The organism is Bradyrhizobium sp. NBAIM08 (genome assembly GCF_020193935.1).
GTDB classification, from domain to species: Bacteria; Pseudomonadota; Alphaproteobacteria; order Rhizobiales; family Xanthobacteraceae; genus Bradyrhizobium; species Bradyrhizobium yuanmingense.
Genome location: NZ_JADYVR010000636.1, coordinates 1 through 425 on the forward strand (window position 1 = coordinate 1; position 425 = coordinate 425).

Sequence of the window (425 nt, forward strand, 5' to 3'; positions counted from 1 at the left end):
CTCAATGGGACCTCGTCGACCGATGACGTTGGCGTCATCACGTACTCGTGGGACCTCGGCGCGTATCCGAATCCGACGGCTACCGGTGCGGTGGTGACCACGACCTACCCGCACGCAGGCCCGCGCACCGTCACGCTGACGGTGACGGATGGGGCTGGAGCCACGAGCTCGGCGACGCAGACGTTCGAGGTCGGCGGCGCGTCCACGAACGAACCGCCAGTGCCCGAGTTCACTGTGTCGTGCGGCGCGAACTTCACGTGTACGCTCGACGCCCGCAACTCGACGGACGACCGGGGCGTCGTCGCGTGGGAGTGGGACCTGGGTCGGTACCCTGACCCCACCGCGAGCGGCGCCTTGGTGACGGTGGTCTACGCCCACGCCGGCCCGCGGACGGTGACGCTGACGGTTCGCGACGCGGATGGGGT

The 425-nt window shown here is 69.6% G+C and carries 1 protein-coding gene; it reads left to right on the plus strand.

Features of this window, described 5'->3' with window-relative positions; translation table 11 throughout:
* The coding region (locus I6F37_RS41325; RefSeq protein ID WP_225154570.1) for a PKD domain-containing protein at nt 1-425 on the plus strand (425 nt) is incomplete at both ends.